5 protein-coding genes are annotated in these 5,204 nt (G+C 46.1%); 3 read left to right on the forward strand and 2 right to left on the reverse strand.

Going from position 1 to position 5,204, the window contains the following annotated elements; translation table 11 throughout:
- The first annotated feature begins 549 nt into the window (after positions 1–549).
- The 3 genes from ntcA (at position 550) to ACUVJL_RS34950 (ending at position 3,419) form a co-directional block, all read left to right on the forward strand.
- A complete protein-coding gene (gene ntcA / locus ACUVJL_RS34940) occupies positions 550–1,215 on the forward strand; it encodes a global nitrogen regulator NtcA (protein WP_006634020.1) in 666 nt (221 codons plus the stop codon).
- A gap of 77 nt (positions 1,216–1,292) precedes the next feature.
- On the forward strand, positions 1,293–2,972 hold the full coding sequence (locus ACUVJL_RS34945) for a DUF3084 domain-containing protein (RefSeq protein WP_445250012.1): 1,680 nt from the start codon (positions 1,293–1,295) through the stop codon (positions 2,970–2,972).
- Positions 2,973–3,008: 36 nt separating this feature from the next.
- The gene (locus tag ACUVJL_RS34950) at positions 3,009–3,419 is read left to right on the forward strand and encodes a pre-16S rRNA-processing nuclease YqgF (protein ID WP_445250013.1); all 411 of its coding nucleotides are present in this window, start codon (positions 3,009–3,011) and stop codon (positions 3,417–3,419) included.
- A gap of 79 nt (positions 3,420–3,498) precedes the next feature.
- On the opposite strand, the gene ACUVJL_RS34955 is transcribed toward ACUVJL_RS34950, so the two are convergent.
- Positions 3,499–4,098, reverse strand: coding sequence for a hypothetical protein (locus ACUVJL_RS34955; protein ID WP_332952871.1), 600 nt, complete (start codon positions 4,096–4,098; stop codon positions 3,499–3,501).
- 139 nt (positions 4,099–4,237) lie between these two features.
- Complete coding sequence (locus ACUVJL_RS34960; RefSeq protein WP_445250014.1) at positions 4,238–4,708, reverse strand: hypothetical protein; 471 nt, start codon at positions 4,706–4,708, stop codon at positions 4,238–4,240.
- Positions 4,709–5,204: the final 496 nt, after the last annotated feature.

The raw sequence follows: 5,204 nt of genomic DNA on the forward strand, positions 1-5,204 counted from the left end.
AATCTCCTTTCGGAGTAGAAGAGACGACCTGCCAGGTCGTCTGTACTTCGCCAATGTTTAATGAGCTTGTTAGGCCCAAAGCACTGTCGAGCGTGACCTTAGAACTGTTTAACCTTCAGCGACAGAGCAAGGAACTAGCTAGGCATTCCAGGGTGTCGTGACTCAATAAACGTAGTCAGTTAAGACGATGGCCCTAGGGGAACGGCTTGTTAGATTTCTCTTTCAAGCCTCATGCCGTCAGGGCTGAGGTTCCTGACTGGCTCTATGCGACAACCCCGCCAGTTTAGACACAACTGATTCAGATTTAACTGATTGAGACACAATTGAGACACAATTGAGACACAGTTGATATTAATTTGGCTGTGGAGCTACATGGAGGCGGAATTGAAAAAGTTAAGAGAAGGGCTAGATTTAATCATACAGCGTGTGTTTACCTTAATATTAGATGGAAGTAACAGAATCCCAGGATATTGGAGGTTGGACAGTATATTTACTCAATAAGGTTAATCGACAAGTTATAAAGTATTGATTAGTACAAAGGATCTAGTCGTGACGCATGATAGACCGCTAGCAGCCGTGTTCCGCCAAATCAGCGGCGGGGCGTTTCCACCCATTGTGGAAACCTTTGAACGGGGCAAGACAATTTTTTTCCCTGGAGACCCGGCTGAGCGCGTCTACGTTCTCATTAGAGGTGCTGTGAAGCTCTCCAGGGTGTACGAAGCAGGGGAAGAAATTACAGTCGCCCTCCTACGCGAAAATAGCGTATTTGGGGTGCTGTCTCTGATTACGGGACACCGCTCGGACAGGTTTTACCACGCGGTAGCCTTTACGCCGGTGGAATTGATCTCGCTGCCGATCGAACAAGTCGAGAAAGCGCTCAAGGAAGACCCGGAATTGTCGATGGTGATGCTGCGGGGACTGTCGTCTCGGATTTTGCAAACCGAGATGATGATCGAAACGCTGGCTCACCGAGATATGGGTTCGAGACTCGTCAGCTTTTTGCTGATTCTGTGCCGGGACTTTGGCGTACCCGGTACAGAGGGGATTACGATTGATTTGAAGCTGTCCCACCAGGCGATCGCCGAAGCGATCGGTTCGACGCGGGTAACGGTGACTCGTTTGCTCGGAGATCTCAGGCAAGAAACAATGATCTCGATCCACAAGAAAAAGATCACAGTCCACAACCCGGTGGCCTTAAGCCAGCAATTCACTTGATGCCGAGAAAGTATCGGATTTTGGATTTTGGATTTTAGATTCAATCCAAAATCCAAAATCCAAAATCTAAAATCGGAATGACTGCTGGATACATCCTGGTATTTGTAATTTTAGTGTTGGGGGGTGTGATCGCCACTGTCAGCGATCGCCTTGGGACGAAAGTCGGCAAGGCAAGGTTGAGTTTGTTCAAGCTTCGCCCCCGCGATACTGCTGTTGTTGTGACTGTTATGGCCGGCAGCATCTTGTCAGCACTGACTCTGGGCATTTTGTTTGCTACTAGCAAGCCACTGCGAACGGGAGTTTTTAGAATAGACGAGATTCAAAAAAGGCTCAACAACGCCCGCAGAGAAATCGACCAGGCCACTCAAGAAAAAAATCGAGTTGAAACTGAATTAGCTCAAGCCAGAGGCGCTCAAGCGCAAGCTAGAGCCAATTTAGAGCAAATTAATCAATCCCTCCAAGCTGCTAATGCCGAGCAAGCTCGGACGCAAACAAAATTAAACTCGCTGCGGGCCCAGCTTAACAGCGTGCAAGCAGCCAAGTCTAAAACTGAAGAGCAGTTAAGTCAGGTAGAAGCGGCTAAATCTCAGACAGAAGAACAGCTCAGCAGTGTGGAAGCGGCTAAATCCCGCACCGAAGCACAATTGAAACTGGTTGAAACGGCCCGATCGACTACAAAAGCTCAGCTCGATCGCACCGAGAACCAATTGAAAACAGTTTCTGCTCAAAAAACGACTTTAGGATCGGAAATCGCCCAACTGCAAGAGGAACGCCAACAGTTAATCGAGCAGCGAGAGCAGGTAAAAACTCAAATTGCCCAGCGCGATCGAGAAATTGCCAAGCGAGAGGCAGAAATTGCCCAGCGCGACAAGGAAATTGTCGATCGCAACGAACTAATTGCCCAGCGAGACAAGGAAATTGCCCAGCGGGTGCAAAATCTCGCTGAGCGCGATCGAATAATTGTCGAGCGCGACAAAGTAATTGCCGAGAGGGAAGCACTCTTAGAAACCTTGGCAGAGCAACAAGCTCAACTCGAACAGCAACAAACTTTATTGCAGCAGCAAGTGCAAGTTTTGGAACGGGACTTTCAGGCAATCCGCGAGGGTACAGTTGCCATCAGGCGCGGTCAAATTTTAGCTGCTGGCGTCGTTCGCATTGTCGAACCCGGTATGGCAAGTGGCGCGATCGATCGACTTTTGCAAGAAGCAAATAAAACCACCGTCGGACTGATGCAACCGGAAAATAAGAAGGTTAAAGACCAGGTTATTCAAATTACTAAAGCAGAAATCGATCAACTAATTAGTCAGATTAAAGACGGTCAAGACTACGTGGTGCGAATTGTTGCCGGCGCTAATTACCTGCGGGAAGAAAAGCTAATTAAGGTATTTGCAGAAGCAGAAATCAATCGAATTGTGTTCCGGGCTGGAGATGTGATTGCAGGGGTTGCTGTCGATCCGGTGACTTTGACGGACGAACAGGTGCGGCAGCAGTTGCAGCAATTGATAGAAGCTTGTCAATTTCGCGCTCGCCTGATCGGCGTTGTCGGCGGTAGAGTCCAAGTGGCTGACAATCGGATTGAAACTTTAGCCGGTTTTATCGATCGGTTGCAGCAGTACAAGAAACCGCTGGATGTTCAGGCGATCGCCGCAGATATCACTTACATTGCCGGCCCGCTTAAAATAGATTTAGTTGCTCTTGAAAACGGAGCCGTTGTTTTCCGCACCGGACAACAGCATCAAGGCGGAGGCGAAAATTAACAATTAAATGTGGTAATTGGTAATTGGTAACTGACTATGATTTTAGGTTTCGATCCGGGTAAAGACAAGTGCGGCATCGCCGTAATGGGTAGATATAAGAACGTCTGCTACCATCAAGTAGTACCGTCAGAATCAGCCATATCTACTATTCAATCTTTGTGCGAACAGTTTTCGATTGAGTTATTGGTAATCGGAGATCAAACGACTTCTAAGAGTTGGAAACAAAAACTGACGCAGAGTTTGTCGCCTTTGATAAAAATTGTTCAGGTGGACGAGAGGTACAGCAGTTTAGAAGCGAGGGAACGCTACTGGCAAATGTACCCTCCGACGGGACTTTCACGCTTGATTCCCGAGGGAATGCGGACGCCGCCGAGACCAGTGGACGATATTGTGGCGATCGTCCTAATTGAAAGATATTTGAACAAACAGTTGACAGTTGACAGTTGACAGCGAGGTTTTCAAGCAAGTTCTAAAAACTTTGGGTTTCGTGGGAAATCCTATTTTTTACTGAATCAGTTAAATCTAGCTAATCTTGTTGAACCATCCACACCAAGAATCCTAAAATGGTTTCCACCGGAAGCAGCGGATAATCGGTAAGGTCGATCGTCACTGTTGTTCCTGAAAGCTTGAGAAAACGCCATTGAGTGCCGCTGCTGATACAACCGTAAATAGTGGCGATCGGGTGTTCTGCTGCTTCGTTAAAGCGCTGTGCCGCTACCATTTCAGCAATACATTGACCGATACCTTCGTTCAGATCGGCTTTTTTTGCTTCCACAACTACGATCGCGGGTGCTTCTACGGTAAGCTGTTCGGGCGATCGGCTAATTAAAAAATCGACGTATCCGGTGAGATCGCAACTGGGGTCAACATTGAATTCCCGTCCCGAAAATAAACTGATTTGGCGGTTCATCAAGCGCCGGACTTCTTGCAAAACTGGGTAGACAATGGCTTCCGATCTGGCTTTTTCTGAACCAACTGCGATCGTCCAAGGCAAATCTTCTAATTCGCTACTCAATCTCGGACTGGGATTAATTGATTCTACCTCCGGAAAAAACCGAGTTCCCTCCACGATAGTTAACTGAAAGTCTTTTTTAGCTCTAGTAATTGTGAATTGACTGTAAGGCATAATCCGATAGCTCTTTTGATAATACAGACTTTTATTCTTATAATTATGCCTAAATTTGAAATAATCTGCAATTTGTTTGATCCCAGCTAATAAAATGTCCCCTGAATTAATCAGATCGATCGTTGAATAACACTTAGTGCTACTTAATCACAGCTTCGGTCAAAATTACCTTACCATTCTGCCGCACTTGCAGGCGTTCGGGGTTAATCGAATAAATAATATTGCCGTTAGTTGCTTCATAAGTTCCGTCCTCACCTGTAGTTACTTGCATGACATTGATTTGGGTGCCATTTATTTTGCTGAGGCCGCGGTAAAAAATATCGCCTTCTTGGGTTTTGCAAATGTATATAGAAAAGTTGGGAGTTGCGAAAGATTGCACCATTTCGGCCCTCGGACATCCCTCAACTTGAGCAATTTGCAGCGGTTGATAATTGCCCAAACTGTTTGGTGCGATCGCCCGCGCTTTGCCAATCGGTTGATTTAGTGCAGTTGCTTCTGCTGAGGCGGTCAAAAAGCCGTGAAGCGAAGCTATCCCGAAGGGAATCGCACTAATGCCAGCCATAACTAGACCTACTCCTTTAATGCCCTTAACTCTATCTTTATAAAACATCTTGTCACTCCTGGTTTTAACTATATAATTACATCTTAAGCGATATTTGCTCGCTCTGCGATTTTTAATAGAGTTATTGCGTAAATTTTTGATAAATAGGTCAACCGCAGATGTCAGGCAGATAAACACAGATGAACGCAGATAATTTGAAGATTGTTTTCGAGTTTGGTTATCGGGTCTAATGATTGGTCTAAGATTGATGATTGTAGCAAGTGTAGACTTGAATTGCTAAAGTCATTTTAATCAAATTTTAGGACGGGCTAGAAGCCCATCCCACAAGAAAAAATGTGGGATGGGCTTCTAGCCCGTCCTAATTAGGGCTTGCTGAATAAGCCTAAAACCCTTACCTCAACACACTTTGACTCGCGTTCGGCGTTGACAATGTGTAAGACTATGAGCTAAAATTAGTCAAAAGCCATGCACAGCAGCACTTTCGTTCATGTACCGAAAAGTTGACTAGGGCCCCAACCCCACCTTCCAACTTTGACCTTCACGG

Source organism: Microcoleus sp. OTE_8_concoct_300 (assembly GCF_031383065.1).
Taxonomy (GTDB): Bacteria; Cyanobacteriota; Cyanobacteriia; order Cyanobacteriales; family Microcoleaceae; genus Microcoleus.